Below are 24,842 nucleotides of genomic sequence, written 5' to 3'. Positions count from 1 at the left end.
CCCGGCCGTTGTAGTGTACCGACCGTAATCCACGGTCGCCTGAAAAGGTTCTGACGATGTTCGGCATTTCCCTGTCGCCCGAAGTCGAAGCGATCACCGCCATGGTGATCGTGCTGGCGATGTTCCTCGCTTTCCTGCGCGAGGCCTACCCCGTCGAGGTGGTGGCGATCACCGGGGCGGTGACGATGCTGGTGCTGGGCATCCTGCCCGAAGCCACCGCCATCAGCATTTTCGCCAACCCCGCTCCGTGGACCATTGCGGCGCTTTTTGTCGTGGTGGGCGCCTTGGTGCGCACCGGGGCGCTCGACTGGATTTCGGCACAGGCCGCGCGCCACGTGGAACGGCATCCCAAGACGACGCTGATCACGCTGACATTCACCGTTCTCGCCATGTCGGCCTTCATCAACAATACCCCGATCGTGGTGGTGATGATCCCGATCTTCGTGCGGCTCTCGGCGCAGATGGGACAGCAGCCTTCGAAATTGCTGATCCCGCTGAGCTACTTCGCGATCTTCGGCGGCATGCTGACGTTGATCGGCACCTCGACCAACCTGCTGGTGGACGGCGTCGTGCAGGCCTCGGGCATGGAGCCCTTCGGCATCTTCGAGATCACCGGTGCGGGTCTCGTCATGGCGACGGTTGCCGTGGCCTATCTTGGGCTGTTCGGCCGCAAGCTGCTGCCAAACCGCGATTCGATGGCCGGGCTGCTGTCCGGCAAATCGAAGATGCGCTTCTTCACCGAGGCGGTGATCCCGCCCGACAGCAACCTGATCGGCCGCGAGGTCACCGATGTGCAGCTGTTCAAGCGCGACGGCGTGCGGCTCATCGACGTGGTGCGCGGCGACGCTTCGCTGCGCCGCAACCTCGCAGGCGTCACGCTCGAGGTGGGCGACCGCGTGGTGCTGCGCACCGCGATGACCGAGCTTTTGTCGCTGCAATCCAACAAGAGCCTGCGCCGGGTCGATCAGGTCTCGGCGGTGGAGACCACCACGGTCGAGGTCTTGATTTCGCCCGACTGCCGTATGGTGGGCCGCAAGCTGGGCGATCTGCGCCTGCGTCGCCGCTACGGTGTCTATACGCTGGCGGTACACCGCCGCGACAAGAACATCGGCCGCCAGATCGACGATCTGGTGGTGCGTGTGGGCGACACGCTGCTGCTCGAAGGCTCGATGGCCGATGTGCAGCGGCTCGCCACGGACATGAACCTCGTCAACATCGCCGAGCCGACCGAGCGCGCCTATCGCCGCAGCCACGCACCGATCGTGCTCGCGGTGCTGGTGGCCATCGTCGGCCTGTCGGCGCTTAACGTGGCCAATATCGCGGTAATGAGCTTTCTTGGCGTGGCGGTGGTGCTGCTCACGCGCTGCATCGACGCCGACGAGGCCTTCGGTTTTATCGACGGGCGGCTTCTGGCGCTGATCTTCGGGATGCTCGCGGTGGGCGCGGGGCTCGATCATTCGGGGGCGGTGACGCTGCTGGTCAAATGGCTCACCCCGTGGCTCACGCATCTGCCGAGTTGGGCGCTGGTGCTGGTGGTCTATCTTCTGGCCTCGGTTCTGACCGAGATCGTGTCGAACAACGCCGTGGCGGTGATCCTTACCCCCGTGGCCATCGGTCTGGCGCAGGCATTGGGCGTCGATCCGCGCCCGCTGATCGTGGCGGTGATGTTCGGGGCCTCCGCGAGCTTTGCCACCCCGATCGGCTATCAGACCAACACGTTGGTCTATGGCCCCGGCGGCTACAAGTTTTCGGACTTCCTCCGGATTGGCGTTCCGCTCAACGTGCTGACGGCGCTGACGGCCGCCATCGTGATCCCGCTGTTCTTCCCGCTTTGAGCCCGCTTGCCCCCTTCAGGGGGGCTGGCATATAGAGACCCGGACTTTCGCACATCACGACAGGAGCCCCGTCATGGCAGGCCATTCCAAATGGGCCAACATCCAGCACCGCAAGGGGCGGCAGGACGCCGCACGCTCCAAGCTGTTCTCGAAGCTCTCCAAGGAGATCACCGTCGCCGCCAAGATGGGCGACCCCGATCCCGACAAGAACCCGCGCCTGCGCATGGCCGTGAAGGAGGCCAAGGCCGTCTCCGTCCCGAAAGACGTGATCGACCGCGCCATCAAGAAGTCGCAGGGCGGCGACGCGGAGAGCTATGACGAGATCCGCTATGAGGGCTATGGCCCCAACGGCGTCGCCGTCATCGTCGAGGCAATGACCGACAACCGCAACCGCACCGCCTCGAACGTCCGCTCCACCTTCGGCAAGAGCGGCGGCAATCTGGGCGAGACCGGCTCGGTGTCGTTCATGTTCGATCGCAAGGGCGAGATCATGTATCCCGCCAGCGTCGGCGACGCCGACACGGTGATGATGGCCGCGATCGAGGCCGGCGCCGAGGACGTCGAAAGCGACGAGGACGGTCACTGGATCTACTGCGCCGACACCGACCTCAACGAGGTGGCGACGGCTCTTGAGGCTGAACTCGGCGAGAGCGAGACCACCAAGCTCATCTGGAAGCCGCAGACCCGCACCCCGCTCGACCTCGATGGCGTGCAAAAGCTGATGAAGCTCGTCGAGACGCTCGAGGACGACGACGACGTGCAGAACGTCACGACGAACTTCGAGGCCTCGGACGAAGTGATGCAGGCCTATTCGGAAAGCTGATCGCGCTGATCGGCCTTGACGATGTGATCCCGGCGCCGGGGGCCTTCACGGGTCTCCGGCGTTTCGCGTCAAAGGGCCGCGAGGATCGGCCAGAGCGTGGCGACGAGCAGCAGGGCCATTGTGATGTTGAAGATTCGCAGGCGGCGCGGGTCCGACAGCAGGCGCCGCAGGCTTTGGCCCAGAACCGTCCAGAGCCCGGCCGAGACCGTGCCCATGACGGCGAAAACCGTCACCACGAGCGCCACGCCCCACAGCCCGCCATCGCCGACATAGGCACTGGTCGCCGTGACGGACATGGCCCAGGCTTTGGGGTTCACCCATTGAAACGCCACCGCCTGAAGAAAGGTGAGCGGTGTGCCTTCGGTCTCGGGGGCGGCCGAGGATTTCGGTGCGGCGCTGGCGATCTTCCAAGCGAGCCAGAGCAGAAAGCCGATCGAGGCCACGCGCAGCACGCCGGTCAGCACCGGCCAGACCTCGAACACCCGCGCCAGCCCGAGCCCGACCATTCCTGCCATTCCTGCAAACCCGAGCGCCACACCTGCCATGTGTGGCACCGAGCGACGCAGGCCGAAATTGGCACCCGAGGCCATGAGCATCAGATTGTTCGGCCCCGGCGTGAACAGGGTGACGAGGGCAAAGCCCATGAGAGCGGGAAGCAGCGAGAGCGCGGTCATGCGCGCCAATCTGCACCGTCCGGCGGAAATGGGAAGTCCCAAAACGAGAAACGGCGACGCCCAGGGAGGAGGAGGGGCGCCGCCGTCTGTTCCGGTTCGCGGGCCTCAGGGAGGAGGAGGAGAACCCGTGGCCGTCTCGGTCGACCGGCTTGGACCAGGGAGGAGGAGGGCCCGGCCGGTCTATGCAACGGATGCCTGTCTGGGAGGAGGAGCATCCGTATTCTGTGCGACCGGCAGGATCAGGGAGGAGGAGGACCCTGCCGGTCTGATGCGCGCCGTTCCCGAGGAGGAGGAGGGAACGGCCCGTATTCGAATGTCAGCGAGCGACGGGGCAGGGAGGAGGAGGCCCCGTCGCTCTGATGCACGCGCCACCCAAGGGAGGAGGAAGGGCGTCGCGCGTCTCGGTCGACCGGCGAGGCCAGGGAGGAGGAGGGCCCGGCCGGTCTGATCTACGTGCGCGCCCCAGGGAGGAGGAGGGAGCGGCCCGTATCTCGGGTAACTGTCAAGGCGACGGCATCAGGGAGGAGGAGGATGCCGTCGCCTCGTTGCGGGCCGCCCAGGGAGGAGGAGGGGCGGGGCCGCGGCTCGCGACCGGTTCAGGGAGGAGGAGGAACCGGTCGGGAACTGGGAAAACTTACTTGGTCTCGCTTGCCTCGATGGCGATCCGCTTGATCATCGAGCGGGAGATGCCCAGATCGGCGAGATCGCGGTCGGACAGGGCCTGCAGCTCGTTGAAGGTCGAGCGATAGGTCTTGTTCTTCGCAACCCGGTCAGCCAAGCTGGCGCGGAAGTCGGAGATGCGCTGGCCAAGGCCGGCGCTGCGGGTGTCGGTCGTGTATGCCATGTCGCATACCTCTTTCATTCGGGGCCCAATCTTGGGGCCGGCTCTGCTCTCTGGAAGGTCCCAGACTGCGGGACCGGTCGTCAAAGGCGCCGTATTGCGTCTTCGATATTCAAAATAGTCGCATGCTGCGGATGCACAATCCCTCGGATGGGCAATGCTGCTATGCAGCAAACGCATGGTAAAAGTTTCATGAATTCATGGGCTTCCTTAGGGTAAATGTGGCTTTTTCGTGGCTGCTTGCGCTTTGCGCGGCAAAACGCGAGTCTTGCCCGATGATCGGGCAAGCGCCTGACGACAGACAAGGAAACGGATCTCAGATGACCCTGACGCGCGACCAAATCCTCGAAGAACTGCGCCGCATCGGGTTGCCCGATGGCGGCGATCTGGTCTCGCGCGACATGATCCGCGCGCTTGCCGTCGAGGGCGGAAAGGTTCGATTTGTCATCGAAGCCCCCGATGCGGCAACCGCGCGCGGCTTCGAGCCGGTAAGCCAGGCCGCCGAGGCGGTGGTGCGGGGCTTGCCTGGGGTCGAGTCGGTGAGCGTGGTGCTCACGGCGCACGGCCCGGCGGCCTCCGCGCCGCGCCCCGCCCCGGCGGGCGAGGCTCCATCGCTCAAGATCGGCCGTCACCCGACGCCGCAACCGCCGGGCCAGACTGGACCGCAGCGGATCGCGGGTGTCGACCGGATCCTCGCGGTGGGTTCGGGCAAGGGCGGCGTCGGCAAATCCACCGTCGCCTCGAACCTTGCCGTGGCGCTCGCGCGCGAAGGACGGCGGGTCGGCCTGCTCGACGCCGATATATACGGACCTTCGCAGCCGCGCATGATGGGCGTGTCCAAGCGTCCGGGGTCGCCAGACGGCAAGACCATCGAGCCGCTGCACGCGCATGGCGTCACCATGATGTCGATCGGGCTGATGCTCGACCCCGACAAGGCGGTGGTCTGGCGCGGGCCGATGCTGATGGGGGCGCTACAGCAGCTTCTGGGTCAGGTGGCCTGGGGCGAGTTGGATGTGCTTATCGTCGATCTGCCGCCGGGCACGGGCGATATCCAGCTGACCCTGTGCCAGCGGACGCATCTGACGGGGGCCATCGTGGTATCGACGCCTCAGGATGTGGCGCTTCTCGATGCGCGCAAGGCGATCGACATGTTCAATACGCTCAAGACCCCTGTGCTGGGTCTGATCGAGAACATGTCTCTCTATATATGTCCCGAGTGCGGGCACGAGGCCCATATCTTTGGCCACGGCGGCGTCGCTCTGGAGGCTGAGCGCCTTGGCGCGCCGCTATTGGGCAGTTTACCGATCGATCTCGACACCCGGCTGGCGGGAGACTCGGGCGTGCCGGTGGCCGCCGGCAACAGTGCCATGGCCGAGGCCTATCTGCGGATCGCCCGTGGTCTGGTGGCGGGCGGGATGGCCTGACCCCATTTCTCGTGTTCGCGCCCATGTGATCCCGCGCCGAAACCGCTGGGAACGCATGGGACGGGGGCGTGGGATCTCATGGAACATCTAGCTCCCCCCGAATCGAACCTGTCGATTCGACAGTCTCGCAACGAGTTATCCCCATAATTACCCACAACTTGGGGATCCTTTTGGAGATTCGTGCGTTTGGCATGGAGCCCCGTCGCGGGGAATCCTTTGCGAGTTGCGACAATGCCGCAAGACCGGGATTTTCCGCCGCTTAGGCAGCTATGCAATATATGGTGTGTCTCCGCAGGGAGTGCTCCACATTGTGTGTATTTCATGGCAAGTCGTCACATTTTTGGAACCTGATGCGCCGACCTCGGTTGTGGCACGGTTCATTTCGGGCCTGAAATTTGTTGCCTCCCATGAATTCCCATGGCATCCCTGTGGCCAAGGAAACGGTGGACAACGATCACGGGGCACTAAGACCCCATCGGCAAAAAATTAGCAGGTTCATACAGGCAACCCGCTGTTTTCTAACAAGAGATCCGGCGCGCGAGCGAGCAGACATCCCCCCAGGTGGCGCGCGCGATCGGACATCCCGGTAACGGGACGATACGGCGGATCGAGCAGTGGCAGCAGCTCGGTCCGCCGTTTTCGTATCACGAGGTCTCTGACCTGGGCGGGCATGGGCAAGGGTCTCGATACGCGTGCTGGGGTTCACCGGAGAGTATCCGCAGAAAATCGACGGGAAAGGGCGCATGTCTATCCCGGCAGATTTCCGCCGTGTGCTCGAAGCGGGCGACCCGGACTGGACCGACGGCCTTTCTCCCAAGCTTTACCTGCAGTTCGGCGACCATCTTAAAGACAACCTTCGGGTTTACTCGGTCGAGGAATTCGACCGTATCTCGGCGCAGATCCGCGCCATGCCTGCGGGCTCCAAGCAAAGACAGATGGTGAGCCGTCTCTACCTCGGACAATCGATGAAACTCGAGATCGACCGCGACGGTCGCATCGTCATGCCGATCCGCCAGCGCCGCAAGCTGGGGCTGGAGCAGGGCGAGGTGCTGTTCATGGGCTTGGGCGACTACTTCGAGATCTGGAAGGCCGATACCTTCGAGACCACAGTGGGCCAGGAGGTCACCGACTGGCTCGAAGAACAGCCCGAGGGCTTCGACCCCCTGAGCCTCGTGGAAGGCCTCTGACACATGACCGACGCACCCCATGTTCCCGTCCTGCTACGACCCCTGATCGCGGCGATGGCCCCGATCGAGGGCGTCTGGCTCGACGGCACCTTCGGGGCAGGGGGCTACACCCGTGCGCTGCTCGATGCCGGGGCCGAGAAGGTCTTCGCCGTCGACCGCGATCCTTCGACCTTCAAGATGGCGCAGGCGTGGGCCGGGCAATACGGCGATCGTCTGCAGATGCGCGAGGGACGGTTCTCGCAGCTCGACACGCTGGCAGGTGAGCCGCTCGACGGCGTGGTGCTCGATCTTGGCGTCTCCTCGATGCAGATCGATCAGGCCGAGCGCGGATTTTCGTTCCAGAAGGACGGCCCGCTCGACATGCGCATGGGCAACACCGGCCCCTCGGCCGCCGACATCGTCAACGAGGCCGAAGAGGCGCATCTCGCGCGGATCCTGTTCCTATATGGTGAGGAGCGTCAGAGCCGCCGCATCGCTCGCGCTATCGTCGCGGCCCGCCCCGTCACCACGACACTGCAGCTGGCCGAGATCGTCGCGCGCTGCCTGCCGCGCCAAAAGCCCGGCCAGTCCAACCCCGCGACCCGCAGTTTTCAGGCGCTGCGCATCGCGGTGAACGAGGAATACGACGAGCTCTACGAGGGCCTAGCCGCCGCCGAGCGCGCGCTCAAGCCCGGCGGGCTCTTGGGCGTCGTGACCTTTCACTCGGTCGAGGACCGCATGGTCAAGCGCTTCATGCAGCTGCGCGCAGGCGCCACCGGCAATGCCAACCGCTTCGCCCCCGAGGTCGAGGGGCCGCCGCCCGCCTTCGAGCTGGTGGGGCGCAAAGCCGCCGGGCCTGATGACGAGGAACTCGCCGCCAACCCGCGCGCCCGCTCGGCGCGGCTCAGGGTCGCGCGGCGCACCGATGCCCCGGCCGGGCGGGCCGATGCCGCCGCGCTGGGAATGCCTATATTGAACAAAGGGGAGAAACGTCGATGAGGGGCGTGATCTACGTGCTGTCGGCGCTGGCCGTCGTCGCCTTGGGCTTCTGGGCCTATCAGGAAAACTATAGCACGCAGCAATCCTTGCGCGATGTGCGGCAGCTTTATGCCCGCATCGGCGCCGCGCATGCGCGGCTCGGCATGCTCAACGCCGAGTGGGCCTATCTCAACCGCCCCGATCGTCTGCGCGACCTCGCCGATCTCAATTTCGACCGCCTCGGCCTGCTACCGCTGCGCCCCGAAGCCTTTGGCCAGATCGAGCAGGTCGGCTTTCCGCCAGAAATGCTGCCGCCGATCATGAACCCGGTCGAGGTGTCGTCGGCCTTCATGAACACCGATGAGGAACCTCTGTGACACGTCGCCCGCTGCGCCCTCTGGCGCGAATCCTCAAGGCACGTGATCGCGGCGAGAACCCGGACGCCATCGAGCGCGAGAACCTGCGCCTGCGCCACGAAGAAGTCCGCGACCGCGCCCGCTCGCGCGCCGAAGGCCGCCTGCTGGTTCTGGGCGGCTTCTTCTTTCTCGCCTTTGGTGCCATCGCGCTGAAGATGGGCGGCATGGCGGGCGCCCCCGCCGAAGAGCCGCGCGCCGCCGATTCCGGCAACCCCATCATCGCCCAGCGCGCCGACATCACCGACCGCAAGGGGCGCATCCTCGCCACCAATCTCGACACCTACGCGCTCTATGCGCAGCCGCCGCAAATGATCGACCCCGCGCGCTCCGCCGCCGAACTGGTGCGCATCTTCCCCGAACTCGACGAGCAGGAGTTGCTCGAGGATTTCGCCGGACCGCGCAAATTCCTGTGGATCCGCAAGCAGATCAGCCCCGAGCAGCGCCAGGCGGTGCATGACATCGGCGATCCGGGCCTGTTGTTCGGCCCGCGCGAGATGCGCATCTATCCCAATGGCCCAGTGGCCGCGCATATCCTCGGCGGCGCGAGCTATGGCCGCGAAGGCGTCTCCTCGGCCGAGGTAATCGGCGTGGCAGGGGTGGAGCGCCGATTCGACGCCTATCTGCGCGATCCGGCCAACGAAGGCGCTCCCTTGCAGTTGTCGCTCGACCTCACCGTGCAATCAGCGGTCGAGGAGGTGCTCTTGGGCGGCATGAACCTGCTCAACGCCCGCGGCGCTGCGGCGGTGCTGATGGAGGCCAAGACAGGCGAGATCGTCGCCATGGCCAGCCTGCCGGATTTCGACCCCAACAACCGTCCTCGCCCATTGCTCAAGGGGTCTCCCGGCGACAGCCCGCTGTTCAACCGGATGGTGCAGGGCGTCTACGAGCTAGGTTCGGTGTTCAAGATCTTCGCCGTGGCCCAAGCGCTCGAGCTGGGGCTGGTGCAGCCCTCGACGATGATCGAGACCAAGGGCCCGCTGACTTGGGGCCGGTTCCGCATCCGGGACTTTCACGATTATGGCCCGCAGTTGTCGGTCACCGACGTGATCGTCGAATCCTCGAACATCGGCACCTCGCGCATCGCCATGATGATCGGCGCCGAGCGGCAAAAGCAGTTTCTGGGCGAGCTTGGCATGCTGGTCCCGACCGAGGTCGAGATGATCGAAGCCCCCACGGGGCGTCCGCTGCTCCCGGCCCAATGGTCCGAAATCTCGACCATGACGATCTCTTATGGCCACGGCCTGTCGGTGTCGCCGCTTCATCTGGCGGCAGGCTACGCGACGCTCGCCAACGGCGGGCTCAAGGTGACGCCGACCCTGCTGCACAACGCCGCCCGCGCCCCCGGCGAACGCATCGTGAGCGAGCAGAACGCGGCAGCCACGCGTGCCATGCTACGCGCCGTGGTCAGCCGTGGCACCGCGAGTCTCGGTGATGTCGAGGGCTACGAGGTGGGCGGCAAGACCGGCACCGCCGACAAGCCCAAGGAAAACGGCGGTGGCTATTACAAGGACAAGGTCATCGCGACCTTCGCAGGCATGTTCCCGTCGTCCGATCCCAAATACGTGATCATCGTCACCCTCGATGAGCCGGTCGAAACCACCGGCTCGATCCCCCGCCGCACCGCCGGCTGGACCGCCGTTCCCGTGGCCGCCGAGATGATCCGTCGGGCAGCACCGCTCCTGGGTCTGAGGCCGCAGGTTGAAGGCGCGCCCATTGAGGGTATATCGCTGGCCGCGAACTGAGCTGCGAGGGGCTGAGATGGACGGCAAAGTGGCCACGCTGGCCGAACTGGGTTTGACCGCACAGGGCGGCCGCGAGGCCCGTCTCACAGGGCTGTCGGTTGACAGTCGGGACGTGCGGCCGGGCCATCTCTTTGCGGCGTTGCCCGGCTCCGTGTCCCACGGGGCGGGGTTTGTCGAGGCGGCGCTCGACAAGGGTGCCACGGCGATTCTCACCGATGCGGAGGGTGCGCGCATCGCGGCGCCCGCGCTGTCGGCCTCTCCGGCGGCGCTGGTGGTGGCCGAAGAGCCGCGTCAGGCGCTGGCGCATGCCGCGGCCCTGTGGTTCGGCCCCGCCCCCGGCACCCTCGTCGCCGTGACCGGGACCAACGGCAAGACCTCGGTCTCGACCTTCGCGCGCCAGATCTGGACCGCGCTGGGGCGTCACGCCGTCAACCTTGGGACCACCGGGGTCGAGGGGGCCTGGACCCATCCACTCAAGCACACCACGCCCGAGCCAATCACCCTGCACCGCGCACTGGCCATGGCCGCGCGCGAGGGCGTGACGCATGTGGCGATGGAGGCCTCGAGCCACGGCCTCGATCAGCACCGGCTCGACGGGGTGGTTCCGGCGGCGGCGGGCTTTACCAATTTCACCCAAGATCACCTCGACTACCATCACAGCTTTGAAGCCTATTTCGAGGCCAAGCTGGCGCTGTTCGATCGGGTTCTCCCCGAAGAGGGCGTCGTCGCGGTCAATCTCGACGATGCCAAGGGTGCCGAGATCGCCCGGCGCTGCGCCGCGCGCGGCCAAGAGGTGATCGGCGTAGGCCGCGCCGATGGCGCACGGCTGCGGCTTCTGGCGCAGCGGTTCGATTCCACCGGACAGGAGCTGCGATTCGCTTGGCAGGGCGTGGCGCGCATGTGCCGTCTCGACCTCGTCGGCGGCTTTCAGGCCGAGAACGTGCTTCTGGCCGCCGCCCTCGTGATCGGTGCGGGCGAGGACCCCGACGAGGTGTTTCGTGCGCTCCCCGAGCTGTCGACCGTGCGCGGGCGCATGCAGCTTGCCGCCCAGCGCGGCAACGGCGCCACGATCTTCGTCGATTACGCCCATACCCCCGACGCCGTCGAGACCGCACTCAAGGCGCTGCGTCCGCATGTGATGGGCCGCATCATCGCCATCGTCGGCGCGGGCGGCGATCGTGACAGGGGCAAGCGCCCCTTGATGGGGGCGGCCGCCGCGCATCATGCCGACGCCGTCATCGTCACCGATGACAACCCCCGCTCCGAAGATCCGGGCTCGATTCGCGCGGCTGTGCTCGACGGCGCCCGCGGCGTGATCGGTGGCGCGGAAAGTGTCACCGAAACCGGTGACCGCGCCGAGGCGATCCTGCGCGGTGTCGACGCGCTTGGGCCGGGCGACGCGTTGCTGATCTGCGGCAAGGGCCACGAGACCGGCCAGATTGTCGGCGACGACGTCCTACCCTTCGACGACGCCGAACAGGCTTCGGTCGCCGTGGCCGCATTGGAGGGGCACGCATGACGCTCTGGACCGCCGCTGACGCCGCCGCCGCGACGGGCGGGCGCGCAACGACCGATTGGGCTGCAACCGGTGTGTCGATCGACACCCGCACGCTCCAGCCGGGCGATCTCTTCGTGGCGTTGGAGGCGGCACGCGACGGTCATGACTTCGTTGCGCAGGCGCTCGAAAAGGGGGCCGCCGCCGCCCTCGTGAGCAGGGTGCCCGAAGGCGTGGCCTCCGACGCGCCGCTGCTGATCGTCGACGAGGTGCTTCCGGCGCTTGAGCGGCTCGGCCTCGCGGGGCGCGCGCGCACCCGCGCCCGCGTCGCCGCGATCACCGGCTCGGTCGGCAAGACCTCGACCAAGGAGATGCTGCGCGCCGCGCTCGAGGGCCAAGGCCGTGTCCACGCCGCCGAGGCCAGCTACAACAACCACTGGGGCGTGCCACTGACGCTGGCACGGATGCCCGCCGACACCGATTTTGCGGTGATCGAGATCGGCATGAACCACCCCGGCGAAATCGGCCCGCTGGCCCGCATGGCGCGCCCGCATGTGGCAATGATCACCACCGTCGCTGCCGTGCATCTCGAAGCCTTCGAGGACGTCGAAGGCATCGCGCGTGAAAAGGCTGCGATCTTCGAGGGGCTGGAGCCGGACGGCGTCGCGGTGATCAACGGCGATCTCGCCGTCAGCCCGATCCTGCGTGCCGCGGCCCGCGCGGCGGGAGCCCGGATCATCGGCTTTGGCAACGGCGTCAGCAACCACCACCGGCTGCGCGAGGCGCATGTGCGCGAAGGCGCCACGGTGGGCAAGGCACGGCTGTGGCGCACCGAAGTGATGCTCAAGGTCGCCACCGAAGGCAGGCACTTCGTGGTCAACGCGCTTGGCGTCCTCGCCATGGCGCAGGCCATGGGCGCGGACCGGGCGCAGGCGATCTGCAACCTCTCGGTCTGGGCGCCGCCCGCCGGGCGCGGCACCCGCGAGACGGTGATCATCGACCCCGCCCGCGATGGCGAAACGCTTGAGCTGATCGACGACAGCTTCAACGCCAACCCGACCTCGCTGTCGGCCTCGCTTGCGGTGCTGGCGGCGGCGAAGACCCGCGATGGGGTGGGGCGCGTGCATCGCGGTCGCCGTATCGCGATACTGGGCGACATGCTGGAGCTTGGACCGCGCGAGCGCGAGATGCATGCCGAGATGGCCGCCGATCCCTCGATGGCCGCCCTCAGGGTGGTGCATTGCGTGGGGCCGAGGATGCGCGCGCTGCACGAGGCGCTGCCCGACGCGCAACGTGGCCGCTGGGTCGAGCGGGTCGAGGATCTGATCCCCGAGACGGCGCGGCTCGTCGATTCCGGCGATGTCGTGCTGGTCAAGGGCTCCAAGGGCAGCCATGTCAGCCGCCTTGTTGACGCGATCCGCAAACTGGGGCAACGCAGGCCCTCCGGCGACAAGGAGGCCTGAGGCCCATGCTCTACCTGCTGACGCTGCTCTCGGATGGCGGCGACTTCTTCAACCTGTTCCGCTACATCACCTTCCGCGCGGGCGGGGCCTTTCTCACGTCGCTGCTGTTCGGCTTCATCTTTGGGCCGCCGCTGATCAACGTGCTGCGCCGCACCCAAGGCAAGGGCCAGCCGATCCGCAGCGATGGCCCCGAGGGACATTTTGCCAAGGCGGGCACCCCAACCATGGGCGGTCTTCTCATCGTGGGCGCGGTGATGACCTCGACCCTGCTCTGGGCGCGGCTCGACAACCCCTATGTGCTGATGGTGCTCTTCGTGACGCTGGGCTTCGCGATGATCGGCTTTGCCGACGACTACGCCAAGGTCCGCAAGCAGAACACCGATGGCGTGTCGGGCAAGCTGCGGCTGCTGATCGGCTTCACCATTGCCGGTCTCGCAGGCTGGTGGGCGGCGATGTACCACCCCGACAACCTCACCAACCAGCTCGCTTTCCCGGTCTACAACGAGATGCTGCTCAACCTCGGCATCCTCTTCGTGCCCTTTGCGATGATCGTGATCGTGGGGGCTGCCAACGCGGTGAACCTGACCGACGGTCTCGATGGTCTGGCCATCATGCCGGTGATGATCGCAGCGGGCGCCTTTGGCATCATTGCCTATGCGGTGGGCCGCACCGACTTTACCGAGTACCTCGGCGTGCACTACGTGCCCGACACCGGGGAGATCCTGATCTTCACCATGGGGCTGATCGGCGGCGGCCTCGGCTTTCTTTGGTACAACGCGCCCCCGGCGGCGGTCTTCATGGGCGACACCGGTAGCCTAGCGCTCGGCGGCGGGCTCGGTGCGATCGCGGTGGCCACCAAGCACGAGATCGTGCTGTCGGTCGTTGGCGGCCTCTTCGTGGTCGAGGCGCTCTCAGTGATCGTTCAGGTGCTCTACTTCAAGCGCACCGGCCGCCGGGTGTTCCTGATGGCGCCGATCCACCATCATTACGAAAAGAAGGGCTGGTCCGAGCCGCAGATCGTGATCCGCTTCTGGATCATCTCGCTGATCCTCGCGATGATCGGCCTCGCCACGCTCAAGCTGCGCTGACCCTGACGGAGACACCGACATGATCCCGGTTCGCGGACACGAAGGCCAAACCGTCGCCGTGCTTGGCTTGGGCCGTTCCGGCCGGGCCACGGCGGCGGCGCTGAAAGAGGGCGGCGCGCAGGTCGTCGCCTGGGACGACGGCCCCTCGGGGCGCGAGGCGGCCGAGGCCGAAGGCATCGAGCTGCGCGACCTGACGCGCGCCTCGGCCTATGAGGGCATCTCGCTGCTCGTGACCTCGCCGGGCATCCCGCATCTCTACCCCGCGCCGCACGCCGCCATCGCCGCCGCATGGGAGGCGGGGGTGCCGGTCGACAACGACATCGGCCTGTTCTTTCGCAGCTATGCCACCGAGGATTTCGATCAGTTCGACACGCTGCCGCGCGTCGTCGCCGTCACCGGATCGAACGGCAAGTCGACCACCTCCGCGCTCATTCATCATATTCTGACCGAGAACGGCCGCCCCGCGCAGCTCGCGGGCAACATCGGTCGCGGCGTGCTCGATCTCGATCCGCCGCATGACGGCGAGGTCGTGGTGCTCGAGTTGTCGAGCTACCAGACCGAGCTTGCCCGCGCGCTGACGCCTGACATCGCGGTGCTGACCAACCTGTCGCCCGATCATCTCGACCGGCACGCGGGGCCGGGTGGCTATTTCGCGGCCAAGCGTCGACTCTTTGCCGAAGGCGGACCGGACCGGGCCGTGGTCGGCGTCGACGAGAACGAGGGGCGGTATCTCGCCAACCAGCTCGCCACCGGGCAATCCGACGACCGTGTCATCGCGATCTCCTCGGGGCGCAAGCTGACCGGGCCAGGCTGGAACGTCTTCGCGCGCAAGGGTTTTCTGAGCGAATACCGCAAGGGCCGTCAGGTCGCCTCGCTGGACCTGCGTGATATCCCCGGCCTGCCGGGGGCGCATAACCACCAGAACGCCTGCGCCGCTTGGGCCGTGGCGCGTGCCTTGGGTCTCGGACCGCGCGCCATCGAGGCGGCCCTGCGCTCCTATCCCGGTCTGCCGCACCGTTCGCAGCGGGTTGCCGAACGGGACGGCGTTGCCTTTGTCAACGACAGCAAGGCCACCAATGTCGACGCCGCTGCCAAGGCGCTCTCGGCCTTCCCTCGCATCCGGTGGATCTGCGGCGGGCTGGAAAAGGAAGGCGGGCTGGCGGGCTTGGGCGAGGGGCTGTCACACGTCGCCAAGGCCTATGTGATCGGCCGAGAAGCCGAGGCCTTCGCGGTAAAGCTTTCGGGCGTCGAAGTGGAGGTCTGCGGCACAATGGCCGTCGCGGTCGAACGGGCCATGGCCGAGGCCGAGCCGGGTGACACGGTGCTGTTGGCCCCTGCGGCAGCGAGCTTTGACCAATACGACAATTTCGAGAGGCGCGGCGAAGATTTCGCCGCCGAGGTCAAGGCACGGCTCTGACGGCAGAGGGCGGTCAGCCGCCCTGTGCGATCGCCGTTCCGGCGGCAAAGCCCGAGGCCCAGGCCCATTGAAAGTTGTAGCCGCCGAGCCAGCCGGTGACATCGACGCATTCGCCGATGAAATGCAGCCCCGGCACTGCCTTGGCTTCCATCGTCTTGGACGACAGCGCATCGGTCGACACGCCACCCAACGTCACCTCCGCCGTGCGGTAACCTTCGGTGCCCGTGGGGATGAGCCGCCAGTCGCGCAGCCCCTCGCAAAGCGCGTCGATGGTGCGGTCGGACTGATCGGCCATGTTGCCGGGCATCGGATGTTCATCCGCCCAAGCCTCGACCAGACGCGCCGGCAGATGCTGCGCCAGCACCGTCTTTACCGCCTTCTTGCCATCAGTGCGCCGCGCCGCGCGCAAGCTCGCGGCCAGTTGCCCGTCGGGTGCGAGGTCGATCCGGACCTCCTCACCCTCGCGCCAATAGGACGAGGCCTGCAGAATTGCGGGGCCGGACAGGCCGCGATGCGTGAAGAGAAGCGCCTCGTCGAAGCCCGGCCCGTCAGCCTGCGCGCGCACCGGCAGTGCCACGCCGGACAATCCCGCAAAGCGATCGGGGAAGGTCAGAGGCACGAGGCCGGGGCGGGTTTCGGTCAGAGGCAGGCCGAACTGCTCCGCGATGCGGTAGGCCAGCCCCGTGGCCCCCATCTTGGGGATCGACTTTCCGCCAGTGGCCACCACGACGCGGGCAGCACGGATCGTTTCGCGTCGCCCCGCCCGCTCGATCACGGCGCGAAAGCCGCTTTCGTCACGGGAGATCTCCACGAGCGATGTCTGCAGCGACACCTCGGCGCCCGCGGCTCGCGCCTCGGTCATCAGCATCGCGACGATCTGGGTCGCCTTGCCGTCGCAGAACAATTGGCCCAGCGTCTTTTCGTGCCAAGCGATGCCGTGCTTGTAAACGAGATCAAGGAAATCCCACGGCGTGTAGCGCGCGAGGGCGGACTTGTGAAAGTGCATGTTGGCACCGAGGAAGCACTCGGGGCCGGTGCGCAGATTGGTGAAGTTGCAACGCCCGCCGCCAGAAATGCGAATCTTCTCGCCCGGGTTGCGCGCGTGGTCGATCACGAGCGTGTCGCCACCCGCGTGCATCGCCGCAAAGAGACCGGCGGCGCCAGCGCCGAGGATCAGCGTGTTGATCTGTCGTGTGTTATCCATGACCCGCGACCTGCCGCTTTTCTGCCACGGGCTCAAGCCTCGACGTCAGGAAGGCTGGACGTTATTTTCATGGTCAATCCAGCATATTCGCGCTAGTCTTGTGCGACAGACCCGCAAAAGCGGGCAGGGCAGAGGCAATCAGGCAGCAGATTCATGACCGAAATGGTGCATGGGGCGGTCCCCGTACGGACTGTCGATCCGATTCTTCCACGCTGGTGGCGGACTATTGATGTCTGGACCATGTCCTGCATCCTCTTGCTCTTTGCGATCGGCATTCTGCTGGGCCTCGCGGCCTCGCCGCCGCTGGCCTCGCGCAATGGTCTCGATCCGTTCTACTACGTCAGCCGTCAGGCCTTTTTCGGCATCGTCTCGCTCGCCGTGATGCTCGGCGTGTCGATGATGACGCCACAGGTGGTCCGTCGCCTCGCAGTTGTGGGTTTCGCGGGCGCCTTCGTCGCGCTGATCCTGCTGCCGATCTTCGGTACCGACTTCGGCAAGGGGGCGGTACGCTGGTACTCCTTCGGCTTCGCCTCGGTGCAGCCCTCAGAGTTCCTCAAGCCGGGCTTCGTCGTCGTCGCGGCCTGGTTCATGGCGGCGGGAATGGAGCCGTCGGGCCCTCCGGGTCGCCTATGGTCCTTCGCTCTGGCCTTCACCATCGTGATGTTCCTCGCGTTGCAGCCCGACTTCGGGCAGGCGGCACTGGTGCTGTTCTCATGGGGGGTCATGTACTTCGTGGGCGGCGCACCGATGGTGCTGTTGTTCACCCTCGCGGGCGCGGTCGTCGCGGGCGGGACGCTGGCCTACAACAGCTCCGAGCACTTCGCTCGGCGCATCGACGGCTTTCTCGCCGCCGAGGTCGATCCCAACACCCAGCTCGGCTATGCCACCAACGCGATCCGCGAAGGCGGGTTCTTCGGTGTCGGGGTCGGCGAGGGGCAGGTGAAGTGGTCGCTGCCCGACGCGCACACCGACTTCATCATCGCGGTGGCGGCCGAGGAATACGGGCTGATCTGCGTGATCGCCATCATCGCGCTCTATGGCATCATCGTGGTGCGTTCGCTGATGCGGCTGATGAAAGAACGCGACACCTTCATCCGCCTCGCGGGCACCGGTCTAGCCTGCGCCTTCGGCGTGCAGGCGATGATCAACATGGGCGTCGCGGTCCGGCTTCTCCCCGCCAAGGGCATGACGTTGCCCTTCGTGAGCTACGGCGGCTCCTCGGTGATTGCGTCAGGCATCGCGCTTGGCATGCTGCTGGCCTTTACCCGCACCCGTCCGCAGGGCGGCATCGGTGACATCCTGCTGCGGCGGGGCCGCTGATGGCGCAGGCGCCGCTTCTCGTCATTGCCGCCGGTGGGACCGGCGGCCACATGTTCCCCGCTCAGGCGCTGGCCGAGCTCATGCTGACCCGCGGCTGGCGGGTGAAGCTTTCCACCGATGCCCGTGGCGCGCGGTATACCCAGAACTTCCCGCGTGAGGTCGAGATCGAGCAGGTCGGTGCTGCCACCTTCGCGCGGGGCGGTCTCACGGCCAAGGCGATCGCGCCGTTCCGGATCGGCGGCGGCGTCGCGGCGGCGGTAAGCCGGATGATGCGCGACCGTCCGTCCGTCGTCGTGGGCTTTGGCGGCTACCCGTCGATCCCGGCGCTGTCGGCAGCGACGATCCTCAAGCTGCCGCGCATGATCCACGAGCAGAACGGCGTGCTGGGCCGGGTCAACGCGCTCTTTGCGCGCCGCGTCCATGCGGTGGCCTGCGGTACCTGGCCCACGGCGCTGCCCGAGGGCGTCGAGGCGATCCACACCGGCAACCCGGTGCGCCGCGCCGTGCTCGACCGGTCGGGTGCCGCCTATATCCCGCCGGGCGACTACCCGATGTCGATCCTTGTCATCGGCGGCAGCCAGGGCGCGCGCATTTTGTCGGACGTGGTGCCGCCCGCCATCGCGGAGTTGCCCGCCGAGCTGCGCCGCCGCGTGCGCGTCAGCCATCAGGCCCGCGAAGAGGACGTGCAGCGGGTGTCGACCTATTATTCCGACGAAGGGATCGACGCCGACGTGCAGACCTTCTTTGCCGATGTGCCGACGCGGATGAGCGAGGCGCAACTGGTTGTCTGCCGCTCCGGTGCCTCGACCATCGCGGATCTGAGCGTGATCGGTCGTCCTTCGATCCTCGTGCCCTTTGCTGCCGCCGCCGCCGATCACCAGACCGCAAACGCGCGCGGCCTTGTCGAAGCCGGCGCAGCGATCATGTTCCCCGAGACGAAGTTTCACGTGACGCCGCTTGCCGAGCAGATGGCCTTGGTGTTGGGCGACAGCGAGGGCGCGATGCGGATGGCCCATGCGGCGCGCGACACCGGCGTACCCGACGCCGCGGAGCGGCTCGCGGGGGTTGTAGAACGCCTCGCGGATGGACAGAAGGGGACTGATTCTTGATGGACGGGACGCAAGCCATGAACGCCGCGACGAAACTGCCGCTCGATGTCGGCCCGATTCACTTTGTCGGGATCGGTGGCATTGGCATGTCCGGTATCGCCGAAGTGCTGCTGAACCAAGGCTATACCGTGCAGGGTTCGGACCTGAAGGGGTCCAAGATTACCGAGCGGCTCGAAGGCTTGGGCGCGCGCGTCTTTGTTGGTCAGTCGGGCGAGAACCTCGACGGCGCCGAAGTCGTCGTCATCTCTTCGGCGATCAAGCCGGGCAATCTCGAGCTTGACGAGGCGCGTCGCCGCGGTCTTCCCGTGGTGCGCCGCGCCGAGATGCTGGCCGAGCTGATGCGGCTGCGCTCCAACGTCGCGGTGGGTGGCACCCATGGCAAGACCACGACCACGACCATGGTGGCGACGCTGCTCGACGCAGGCCATTTTGATCCGACCGTGGTCAACGGCGGCATCATCCATGCTTACGGCTCGAACGCCCGGATGGGGCAGGGCGAATGGATGGTGGTCGAGGCCGATGAGAGCGACGGCACCTTCAACCGCCTGCCAGCGACCATCGCCATTGTCACCAATATCGACCCCGAGCACATGGACCACTGGGGCTCCATCGAGGGGCTGCGCAAAGGCTTTCTCGACTTCGTGTCGAACATCCCCTTCTACGGCCTCGCGGTCTGCTGCACCGATCATCCCGAGGTGCAGGCGCTGGTGGGCCGGGTCACCGACCGCCGCGTCACCACCTTCGGCTTCAACGCGCAGGCAGACGTGCGCGCCGCGAACCTGACCTACAAGGGCGGCATCGCGCATTTCGACGTGGTGCTGCGCGCCGAAGGCACGGTGATCGAGGGCTGCACCCTGCCGATGCCGGGCGACCACAATGTCTCGAACGCGCTCGCCGCTGTCGCGGTGGCGCGCCACCTCGGAATGAAGCGCGAGGAGATCCGCGCCGCGCTGGCGGCCTTCGGGGGCGTCAACCGGCGTTTTACCAAGGTCGGCGAATGGAACGGCGTGTCGATCATCGACGACTATGGCCATCACCCCGTGGAAATTGCCGCCGTGCTGCGCGCGGCGCGTCAGGCCAGCGAAGGCCGGGTGATAGCGGTGCATCAGCCGCACCGCTACACGCGACTGGCCTCGCTGTTCGACGATTTCTGCACCTGTTTCAACGACGCCGACGTGGTCGGCATTTCCGACATCTATGCTGCCGGTGAAGAGCCGATCGAGGGGGCAGGGCGCGACGATCTCGTCGCCGGTCTGATCCGTCACGGCCATCGCCACGCCCGTGCCGTCACCTCCGAGGAGGATCTGGCACGGCTGGTTCGCGAACAGGCGCGGCCCGGCGACATCGTGGTCTGTCTCGGCGCGGGCACGATCAGCGCTTGGGCCGCCGCGCTGCCCGCAAGGCTGGGACAGGACGGATGAGCGCGGTGCAGGCCCTGCCACTGGCGGCCGCCTGCCTGTGGGTGATCGCGGCCAATCTTGCCGCGATGCTGCCCTCGCGTGACAACCATCGCAATTGTGCCACCGCTCTCGTTGTTATTGGCGTGCCGCTCTTGGGGTGGACCACCTATGCGCTGGGCCCGATCGCGGGCGTGGTGATGATGGCGGCGGGGGCCTCGGTGCTGCGCTGGCCGCTGATGGCGGCAGGTCGGCGGCTCAAGCGGCGATTTGGGTGGACGTGATGACCGAGCTTCCCGAGGTGCGGGGTCGCCTGACCCCTGACCGTTCGCTTGGCGATCTGACATGGCTGCGCGTCGGCGGTCCCGCCGACTGGCTGTTCCAGCCGGCCGACCGCGACGATCTCGCGGCCTTCTTGCGCGATCTCGACCCTTCGGTGCCGGTGTTTCCGATGGGTGTGGGCTCGAACCTGATCGTGCGCGACGGCGGTGTGCGCGGTGTGGTGATCCGGCTCGGACGTGGCTTCAACGGCATTGAGATCGGTCCGGAAGGCCGCGTCACCGCCGGGGCGGCGGCGCTCGATTCGCACGTCGCGCGCAAGGCGGCTCAGGCGGGGCGCGACCTGACCTTCCTGCGCACCATCCCCGGCGCCATCGGCGGGGCCGTGCGGATGAACGCGGGCTGCTATGGCGCATACGTCGCCGACGCGCTGCGCGAGGTCACGGTGATCCACCGCGACGGCTCAACGGAAACGCTCCCTGCGGCGGCGCTCGACCTCGCCTATCGCTCCAGCCGACTGCCCGAGGGGGCGGTAATCGTCGAGGCCGTGTTCGACGCACCCCAAGGCGATGCCGCCATGCTCGACGCCCGGATGGAGGAGCAGATCGCCAAGCGCGACGCCAGCCAGCCGACCCGCGACCGCACCGCCGGCTCGACCTTTCGCAACCCGGCGGGGTTCTCCTCCACCGGCCGCACCGACGACAGCCATGAGTTGAAGGCCTGGAAAGTGATCGAGGCGGCAGGGATGCGCGGCGCGCGGCTTGGCGGCGCCGTGATGAACGACAAGCATCCGAACTTTCTCACCAATGCCGGAGATGCAACGGCGGCCGAACTTGAAGCTCTGGGCGAGAAGGTCCGGAAAAGGGTTTACGAGCATTCGGGCCTGACGCTAGAATGGGAAATCATGCGGGTCGGGCAGCCGATCGCGTGACATACGAATAATGCGGCCCCCGCCAAGCGGGGGAGGTCCACAAGGGCCATAACAATGACGCGCCGTTCAGCGGTGCGCGAATGGGGCAGTGCGGGAATGTCGAGCGGGACACATCCCAAGGTTGTCGTGGTGATGGGTGGACCCTCGGCCGAGCGCGAGGTCTCTCTTTCCACGGGGCGCGAATGCGCGGCAGCCTTGCGGCAGGCAGGATATGACGTGATCGAGGTCGATGCCGGCCCCGACCTGCCCGAGCGCCTGCGCGACCTCGCCCCCATGACCGTCTTCAATGCTCTGCACGGCCCGCGTGGCGAGGATGGCTGCATTCAGGGCCTTCTGGAATGGCTGCGCATTCCCTACACCCATTCGGGCGTTCTGGCCTCGGCGCTCGCCATGGACAAGGAAGCCACCAAGGTCGCCTTCCGCGCCGAAGGGCTGCCGGTGGCCGAGAGCCGTCTTGCCACCAAGGCCGAGGTGATGGCGGCCCATGTCATGCCGCCGCCCTATGTGGTGAAGCCCTACAACGAAGGCTCCAGCGTCGGCGTCTACATCGTGCCAGAGGGGGCGAACCAGACGCCGCAGCTGTCGGAGGACATGCCCGAAACGGTGATGGTCGAGGCCTATCTCCCGGGGCGCGAGCTGACCACCACGGTGCTGGGTGATCGGGCCTTGACCGTGACCGACATCGTGACGGACGGCTGGTACGATTACGACGCCAAGTACAAGACCGGCGGCTCGCAGCACGTGGTGCCCGCTGAGATCCCCCGCGATATCTTCGACGCCTGTCTCGATTATGCGCTGCGCGCGCACCGCGCCTTGGGCTGTCGCGGCCTGTCGCGCACCGATTTCCGTTGGGACGAGAGCAAGGGCCTCGAGGGGCTGGTGCTGCTGGAGACCAACACGCAGCCCGGCATGACCCCGACCTCGCTCGCCCCCGAGCAGGCGGCCAAGGTCGGCATTACCTTCCCCGAGCTTTGCGGCTGGTTGGTGGAGGATGCCTCGTGCGATCGCTGAAATCGCTTTTCCGGCGCGAGCCGCAATACGGCATGCGTCGCGATCCGGCCCCCACCCGCTGGGGCTATCGCTACCAGCGGCTGATGCTGACCCCGACCTTCCGGATCGGCGTGCGCTTTGGCCTGCCGGTCCTGCTCGTGGCAGCGATCGCCGGTATCTGGTTCGGTCAGGAAGACAACCGGGCGAGCTTTGCCGCGCAGATTGACCGGCTGAAGGCGACCGTGCAGCAGCGCCCCGAATTCATGGTCGGCGCCGTCGAGATCGAGGGCGCCGAGCCCGCGCTCGCCGCCGCGATCAAGGCGTTCCTGCCCGAGAAGATGCCGGTCTCCTCCTTCGACCTCGATCTGCCCGAAATCCGCACCCGAATCCGCGAGCTGACGGCGGTGGCCGATGCCACCGTGCGTGTCCGTCCCGGCGGCACGCTCGAGGTCGCGGTGACGCAGCGGGTCCCGGTGGCGGTATGGCGCTATGTCGACGGGCTGCGGCTCGTCGATGCTGAGGGCGTGATGACCGGGATGATCCCGGCGCGCTCCGACCGCTCCGACCTGCCGCTGATCGCGGGCGACGGCGCGCGGGAGAAAATCGACGAGGCGCTGGCGCTGTTTGCCGCCGCCGCCCCCGTGGCCCCGCGCATCCGCGGTCTGGTGCGCATGGGCGAGCGCCGCTGGGATCTGGTGCTTGACCGCGATCAGCGCATTCTTTTGCCGGCCGAAGCGCCGGTCAAGGCGCTGGAGCGGGTGATGGCGCTCGACGGGGCCGAAGACATGCTGGCACGCGACATCGCGGCAGTGGACATAAGAAACGAGGATCGGCCGACCATACGGCTGACCGAGCAGGCTTTGGTGCGGCTTCGCCGCGTCAGCGACAACAACTAGAAAAAACGGGCGGGGACGAACAGATGGGGCAGCTCTACCAGACGCAGCGGGCGATGCGACACATGCGCAAGGCGGCGATGCAGAGAGGCGTCATCGCCATTCTCGACGTCGGCACGTCCAAGATCGCCTGTCTGGTGCTGCGCTTTGACGGCGACGCGCCCGCGCTCGAGGGCGTGGGCTCGATGGCCGGGCAATCGAATTTCCGCATCATCGGCGCCGCCACCACCCGCTCGCGCGGGGTTTCCTTTGGCGAGGTCGCGGCGATGGCCGAGACCGAGCGCGCGATCCGCACCGCGGTGCAGGCTGCCCAGAAGATGGCCGGCGTGCGTGTCGATCACGTCATCGCAACGCTGTCGGGCGCGCGGCCGCGCAGCTACGGTCTCGACGGCGAGGTCGAGGTCGAAGAAGGGCAGGTGACCGATGGTGACATCGGCCGCGTGCTCGCCGCCTGCGAGATGCCCGATTACGGCGATGGCCGCGAGGTGCTGCACGCGCAGCCCGTCAACTTTGCGCTCGACCACCGCTCCGGTCTGGCCGATCCGCGTGGCCAGATCGGCCAGCGGCTCACCACCGACATGCATCTGCTGACGGTCGACGCCATCGCGATCGAAAACCTGCTCTACTGCATCAAGCGCTGCGACCTCGAAGTCGCGGGGATCGCCTCATCAGCCTATGTCTCGGGCGTCTCCTCGCTGGTCGAGGACGAACAGGAGCTTGGGGCGGCGTGCATCGACATGGGCGGCGGCTCTACCGGGATCTCGGTCTTCATCCGCAAGCACATGATCTATGCGGATTCGGTGCGGATGGGCGGCGATCACGTCACCTCCGACATCTCGATGGGCCTGCAGGTGCCGATGGCCACCGCCGAGCGGATCAAGACCTTCTACGGCGGTGTCGTAGCCACCGGTATGGACGACCGCGAGATGATTGAGATCGGCGGCGATACCGGAGACTGGGAGCACGACCGCCGCACGGTCAGCCGCGCCGAACTCATCGGTATCATGCGTCCGCGCGTCGAGGAGATCCTAGAAGAGGTGCGCCAGAGGCTCGACGCGGCGGGCTTCGAGCATCTGCCCTCCCAGCAGATCGTGCTGACCGGCGGTGGCAGCCAGATCCCCGGCCTCGACGGGTTGGCAACGCGCATCCTTGGTCAGCAGGTCCGTCTGGGTCGTCCGCTGCGTGTCCAAGGCCTGCCGCAGGCGGCCACGGGGCCCGCCTTTGCGGGCTCGGTGGGGCTGTGTCTCTTTGCGGCGCACCCGCAGGACGAATGGTGGGATTTCGAAGTGCCCGCCGAGCGTCACTCTGCGCGGTCCTTCAAGCGGGCCTTTAAATGGTTCAAGGACAACTGGTGATA

The 24,842-nt window shown here is 66.8% G+C and carries 22 protein-coding genes; 19 read left to right on the top strand and 3 right to left on the bottom strand.

Annotated features, from left to right (window positions below; genetic code table 11):
* The first annotated feature begins 56 nt into the window (after positions 1 to 56).
* Together AADJ02_RS05020 and AADJ02_RS05015 are read left to right on the top strand one after the other, a co-directional pair.
* Positions 57 to 1,835, top strand: coding sequence for an SLC13 family permease (locus tag AADJ02_RS05020; RefSeq protein ID WP_341211903.1), 1,779 nt, complete (start codon positions 57 to 59; stop codon positions 1,833 to 1,835).
* 73 nt (positions 1,836 to 1,908) lie between these two features.
* The gene (locus AADJ02_RS05015) at positions 1,909 to 2,658 is read left to right on the top strand and encodes a YebC/PmpR family DNA-binding transcriptional regulator (RefSeq protein WP_341211902.1); all 750 of its coding nucleotides are present in this window, start codon (positions 1,909 to 1,911) and stop codon (positions 2,656 to 2,658) included.
* Between the two features lie 68 nt (positions 2,659 to 2,726).
* Here the strand turns inward: AADJ02_RS05015 and AADJ02_RS05010 are convergent, their stop codons facing one another.
* Together AADJ02_RS05010 and AADJ02_RS05005 are read right to left on the bottom strand one after the other, a co-directional pair.
* Positions 2,727 to 3,332: a LysE family translocator gene (locus tag AADJ02_RS05010; RefSeq protein ID WP_341211901.1), complete on the bottom strand. Its 606-nt coding sequence runs from the start codon at positions 3,330 to 3,332 to the stop codon at positions 2,727 to 2,729.
* A 634-nt stretch (positions 3,333 to 3,966) separates the two neighbouring features.
* Positions 3,967 to 4,176: a DUF1127 domain-containing protein gene (locus tag AADJ02_RS05005; RefSeq protein ID WP_341211900.1), complete on the bottom strand. Its 210-nt coding sequence runs from the start codon at positions 4,174 to 4,176 to the stop codon at positions 3,967 to 3,969.
* A gap of 317 nt (positions 4,177 to 4,493) precedes the next feature.
* Between AADJ02_RS05005 and AADJ02_RS05000 the strand changes: the two genes are divergently transcribed.
* From AADJ02_RS05000 to murD, 9 genes are all read left to right on the top strand, one after another.
* Positions 4,494 to 5,597 carry an Mrp/NBP35 family ATP-binding protein gene (locus tag AADJ02_RS05000; protein WP_341211899.1) on the top strand — a complete coding sequence of 368 codons (1,104 nt, stop codon included), beginning with the start codon at positions 4,494 to 4,496 and terminating at the stop codon, positions 5,595 to 5,597.
* Positions 5,598 to 6,289: 692 nt separating this feature from the next.
* Positions 6,290 to 6,784 (top strand): cell division/cell wall cluster transcriptional repressor MraZ, encoded by a 495-nt coding sequence (locus tag AADJ02_RS04995; RefSeq protein WP_341211898.1) that lies wholly within the window; start codon positions 6,290 to 6,292, stop codon positions 6,782 to 6,784.
* A gap of 3 nt (positions 6,785 to 6,787) precedes the next feature.
* The gene (gene rsmH, locus AADJ02_RS04990) at positions 6,788 to 7,762 is read left to right on the top strand and encodes a 16S rRNA (cytosine(1402)-N(4))-methyltransferase RsmH (RefSeq protein WP_341211897.1); all 975 of its coding nucleotides are present in this window, start codon (positions 6,788 to 6,790) and stop codon (positions 7,760 to 7,762) included.
* Positions 7,759 to 8,118, top strand: coding sequence for a hypothetical protein (locus AADJ02_RS04985; RefSeq protein ID WP_021692786.1), 360 nt, complete (start codon positions 7,759 to 7,761; stop codon positions 8,116 to 8,118). The genes rsmH and AADJ02_RS04985 overlap by 4 nt, the downstream gene beginning before the upstream one ends.
* Complete coding sequence (locus AADJ02_RS04980; protein WP_341211896.1) at positions 8,115 to 9,899, top strand: penicillin-binding protein 2; 1,785 nt, start codon at positions 8,115 to 8,117, stop codon at positions 9,897 to 9,899. The genes AADJ02_RS04985 and AADJ02_RS04980 overlap by 4 nt, the downstream gene beginning before the upstream one ends.
* Positions 9,900 to 9,915: 16 nt before the next feature.
* Positions 9,916 to 11,418, top strand: a complete 1,503-nt coding sequence (locus tag AADJ02_RS04975; protein ID WP_341211895.1) for a UDP-N-acetylmuramoyl-L-alanyl-D-glutamate--2,6-diaminopimelate ligase — start codon at positions 9,916 to 9,918, stop codon at positions 11,416 to 11,418.
* On the top strand, positions 11,415 to 12,857 hold the full coding sequence (gene murF / locus AADJ02_RS04970; protein ID WP_341211894.1) for a UDP-N-acetylmuramoyl-tripeptide--D-alanyl-D-alanine ligase: 1,443 nt from the start codon (positions 11,415 to 11,417) through the stop codon (positions 12,855 to 12,857). Before AADJ02_RS04975 ends, murF begins: the two co-directional genes overlap by 4 nt.
* 5 nt (positions 12,858 to 12,862) lie before the next feature.
* Positions 12,863 to 13,945, top strand: a complete 1,083-nt coding sequence (gene mraY, locus AADJ02_RS04965) for a phospho-N-acetylmuramoyl-pentapeptide-transferase (RefSeq protein WP_341211893.1) — start codon at positions 12,863 to 12,865, stop codon at positions 13,943 to 13,945.
* Positions 13,946 to 13,964: 19 nt separating this feature from the next.
* Positions 13,965 to 15,362: a UDP-N-acetylmuramoyl-L-alanine--D-glutamate ligase gene (gene murD / locus AADJ02_RS04960; RefSeq protein ID WP_341211892.1), complete on the top strand. Its 1,398-nt coding sequence runs from the start codon at positions 13,965 to 13,967 to the stop codon at positions 15,360 to 15,362.
* Positions 15,363 to 15,375: 13 nt separating this feature from the next.
* Here murD and AADJ02_RS04955 read toward each other — a convergent pair whose 3' ends face one another.
* The gene (locus AADJ02_RS04955) at positions 15,376 to 16,566 is read right to left on the bottom strand and encodes an NAD(P)/FAD-dependent oxidoreductase (RefSeq protein ID WP_341211891.1); all 1,191 of its coding nucleotides are present in this window, start codon (positions 16,564 to 16,566) and stop codon (positions 15,376 to 15,378) included.
* A gap of 153 nt (positions 16,567 to 16,719) precedes the next feature.
* Here AADJ02_RS04955 and ftsW point away from each other — a divergent pair, with 153 nt between their 5' ends.
* From ftsW to ftsA, 8 genes are all read left to right on the top strand, one after another.
* Positions 16,720 to 17,886 (top strand): putative lipid II flippase FtsW, encoded by a 1,167-nt coding sequence (gene ftsW, locus AADJ02_RS04950; RefSeq protein ID WP_341211890.1) that lies wholly within the window; start codon positions 16,720 to 16,722, stop codon positions 17,884 to 17,886.
* Positions 17,886 to 18,995 (top strand): UDP-N-acetylglucosamine--N-acetylmuramyl-(pentapeptide) pyrophosphoryl-undecaprenol N-acetylglucosamine transferase, encoded by a 1,110-nt coding sequence (locus AADJ02_RS04945; protein ID WP_341211889.1) that lies wholly within the window; start codon positions 17,886 to 17,888, stop codon positions 18,993 to 18,995. The genes ftsW and AADJ02_RS04945 overlap by 1 nt, the downstream gene beginning before the upstream one ends.
* A gap of 17 nt (positions 18,996 to 19,012) precedes the next feature.
* Entirely contained in the window at positions 19,013 to 20,416 is a 1,404-nt protein-coding gene (gene murC, locus AADJ02_RS04940; RefSeq protein ID WP_341211888.1) for a UDP-N-acetylmuramate--L-alanine ligase, read from the top strand.
* Complete coding sequence (locus AADJ02_RS04935; RefSeq protein WP_341211887.1) at positions 20,413 to 20,676, top strand: DUF2484 family protein; 264 nt, start codon at positions 20,413 to 20,415, stop codon at positions 20,674 to 20,676. Before murC ends, AADJ02_RS04935 begins: the two co-directional genes overlap by 4 nt.
* Positions 20,676 to 21,602: a UDP-N-acetylmuramate dehydrogenase gene (gene murB / locus AADJ02_RS04930; RefSeq protein WP_341211886.1), complete on the top strand. Its 927-nt coding sequence runs from the start codon at positions 20,676 to 20,678 to the stop codon at positions 21,600 to 21,602. The genes AADJ02_RS04935 and murB overlap by 1 nt, the downstream gene beginning before the upstream one ends.
* 96 nt (positions 21,603 to 21,698) lie before the next feature.
* A complete protein-coding gene (locus tag AADJ02_RS04925) occupies positions 21,699 to 22,613 on the top strand; it encodes a D-alanine--D-alanine ligase (RefSeq protein WP_341212220.1) in 915 nt (304 codons plus the stop codon).
* A complete protein-coding gene (locus AADJ02_RS04920; RefSeq protein ID WP_341211885.1) occupies positions 22,601 to 23,488 on the top strand; it encodes a cell division protein FtsQ/DivIB in 888 nt (295 codons plus the stop codon). The genes AADJ02_RS04925 and AADJ02_RS04920 overlap by 13 nt, the downstream gene beginning before the upstream one ends.
* A gap of 23 nt (positions 23,489 to 23,511) precedes the next feature.
* On the top strand, positions 23,512 to 24,840 hold the full coding sequence (gene ftsA, locus AADJ02_RS04915) for a cell division protein FtsA (RefSeq protein ID WP_341211884.1): 1,329 nt from the start codon (positions 23,512 to 23,514) through the stop codon (positions 24,838 to 24,840).
* Positions 24,841 to 24,842: the final 2 nt, after the last annotated feature.

It is taken from the genome of uncultured Limimaricola sp., assembly GCF_964022235.1.
In the GTDB taxonomy this organism is placed as follows: Bacteria; Pseudomonadota; Alphaproteobacteria; order Rhodobacterales; family Rhodobacteraceae; genus Limimaricola.
The sequence above is the reverse complement of the archived record's forward strand: the minus strand, read 5'-3'. Positions and strand labels throughout refer to the sequence as shown.

Bases quoted from the DNA above. Each gene is read 5' to 3' on its own strand.
- murF (WP_341211894.1), top strand. From the start codon at position 11,415: ATGACGCTCTGGACCGCCGCTGACGCCGCCGCCGCGACGGGCGGGCGC.
- murD (WP_341211892.1), top strand. From the start codon at position 13,965: ATGATCCCGGTTCGCGGACACGAAGGCCAAACCGTCGCCGTGCTTGGC.
- AADJ02_RS05005 (WP_341211900.1), bottom strand. From the start codon at position 4,176: ATGGCATACACGACCGACACCCGCAGCGCCGGCCTTGGCCAGCGCATC.
- murC (WP_341211888.1), top strand. From the start codon at position 19,013: ATGAACGCCGCGACGAAACTGCCGCTCGATGTCGGCCCGATTCACTTT.
- murB (WP_341211886.1), top strand. From the start codon at position 20,676: ATGACCGAGCTTCCCGAGGTGCGGGGTCGCCTGACCCCTGACCGTTCG.
- AADJ02_RS04985 (WP_021692786.1), top strand. From the start codon at position 7,759: ATGAGGGGCGTGATCTACGTGCTGTCGGCGCTGGCCGTCGTCGCCTTG.
- AADJ02_RS04945 (WP_341211889.1), top strand. From the start codon at position 17,886: ATGGCGCAGGCGCCGCTTCTCGTCATTGCCGCCGGTGGGACCGGCGGC.
- AADJ02_RS04975 (WP_341211895.1), top strand. From the start codon at position 9,916: ATGGACGGCAAAGTGGCCACGCTGGCCGAACTGGGTTTGACCGCACAG.
- AADJ02_RS05015 (WP_341211902.1), top strand. From the start codon at position 1,909: ATGGCAGGCCATTCCAAATGGGCCAACATCCAGCACCGCAAGGGGCGG.
- ftsW (WP_341211890.1), top strand. From the start codon at position 16,720: ATGACCGAAATGGTGCATGGGGCGGTCCCCGTACGGACTGTCGATCCG.
- AADJ02_RS04935 (WP_341211887.1), top strand. From the start codon at position 20,413: ATGAGCGCGGTGCAGGCCCTGCCACTGGCGGCCGCCTGCCTGTGGGTG.
- AADJ02_RS05020 (WP_341211903.1), top strand. From the start codon at position 57: ATGTTCGGCATTTCCCTGTCGCCCGAAGTCGAAGCGATCACCGCCATG.
- mraY (WP_341211893.1), top strand. From the start codon at position 12,863: ATGCTCTACCTGCTGACGCTGCTCTCGGATGGCGGCGACTTCTTCAAC.
- rsmH (WP_341211897.1), top strand. From the start codon at position 6,788: ATGACCGACGCACCCCATGTTCCCGTCCTGCTACGACCCCTGATCGCG.
- AADJ02_RS04925 (WP_341212220.1), top strand. From the start codon at position 21,699: ATGTCGAGCGGGACACATCCCAAGGTTGTCGTGGTGATGGGTGGACCC.
- AADJ02_RS05010 (WP_341211901.1), bottom strand. From the start codon at position 3,332: ATGACCGCGCTCTCGCTGCTTCCCGCTCTCATGGGCTTTGCCCTCGTC.
- AADJ02_RS05000 (WP_341211899.1), top strand. From the start codon at position 4,494: ATGACCCTGACGCGCGACCAAATCCTCGAAGAACTGCGCCGCATCGGG.
- ftsA (WP_341211884.1), top strand. From the start codon at position 23,512: ATGGGGCAGCTCTACCAGACGCAGCGGGCGATGCGACACATGCGCAAG.
- AADJ02_RS04955 (WP_341211891.1), bottom strand. From the start codon at position 16,566: ATGGATAACACACGACAGATCAACACGCTGATCCTCGGCGCTGGCGCC.